Raw genomic sequence first — 1,241 nt, forward strand, 5'->3', positions numbered from 1 at the left:
TCCCTTCGAGGCTCTAGAATTAGGCTTTCTGCCATCGCATAAAAGTATTTTAATTGACGTGGTATGGCTCCAGGTGTTGAATAAGGTAATCCAACAAGCAACCTCATTATTTGAGCTAAACTACCATTGAAACTCAGTTGGTACGGTAAATAATCACCTTTTAATGTGTGGCACATTTTTACCATCTGATATCGCACCATATTATAAGTAAGCAACACTCCCCACAGCTCTTGCTTTACAAGCGCTGGTAAGCGACTTCTTAATGTTAATCGATTGCCCAGCATATATTGCTTTTGTTCCCGATAACCAAGCTCTATCTCCCAGCGGTGACTGTACAAATCGCCTATATCGGCTGACAGATATCGCATCGGATCTGTCATCGATGTCATCACACTATATGACTTCCCCTTTATTTTTCGAGTCACTAACCTCGCGATTAAGGTGTTAGGCAGCGTTGGCCACATCTTTCTTGCTCTTGGGTTGCTGCTAAGTTGGACTAATTTATCATTACGCCCTAATGTTTGAATAACTTCATATTGCACATTTTTTTTCAGGGGGATTAGCCAATGGCGTTCACTGCCAGTTGTTTGCCATTTATGTAAAAGCCCTAAAGAATAGAAACCTTTGCCGAATAAAGTGAGACTGTTATCGGGTGTGGTTTCTATAAGCTTTTCAGCCAGCACCATTTCATTGACCTTGTAATCATCAAAAGCACTCCCCGTGATTAGGTGGCTGCTTAGCTCCATTTGACACACCATTCTGACCTGTGGGTATTGTGTATTGGTCGGTTTTGTAAAGGCTTCATTGTTTTGGGGTGAGTCATCCGTACGCCAAACAACACCATCGACACCAAGCAAGGTAAGCCCATTCCAATGAGGATGATTAGCGCCATTATTCCAATGCCTTTGGGTGCATTCAAATAAGGCTTTCATGGCGGCTTCACCTAGGTTTTTACGACGCTGAGTTAAAGCACTTGGCGCAACAAATGGCTTACCATCGCGGTCAACAATGTCGAGCATATTAACGACATCGGCCATCGATTTGTCATTATAAATAACCATCCCGATCAACAACCAAGCCATCGATTCTAGGGTTAGTTTTCTTTTTCGTAGTGTAACGGTTTCGGTCAGTGCATAGGCTTCTTCGATAAGAGATAAAGGGAGTAAATCTGCGAGTGTTTCAACGTCATTAGGTTTGATGTTGTTAATAATATCGAGAGCATTAGAAAGTTGCATAAAAAA

1 protein-coding gene is annotated in these 1,241 nt (G+C 42.0%); it reads right to left on the reverse strand.

Features of this window, described 5'->3' with window-relative positions; genetic code table 11:
• Positions 1 to 1,235: IS4 family transposase (locus tag CXF76_RS00710; RefSeq protein WP_101162813.1), on the reverse strand; the 1,235-nt coding region annotated here is incomplete at its 3' end.
• Between the last annotated feature and the right edge of the window lie 6 nt (positions 1,236 to 1,241).

The sequence above is a fragment of the Pseudoalteromonas sp. 78C3 genome, from assembly GCF_002836695.1.
GTDB classification, from domain to species: domain Bacteria; phylum Pseudomonadota; class Gammaproteobacteria; order Enterobacterales; family Alteromonadaceae; genus Pseudoalteromonas; species Pseudoalteromonas arctica.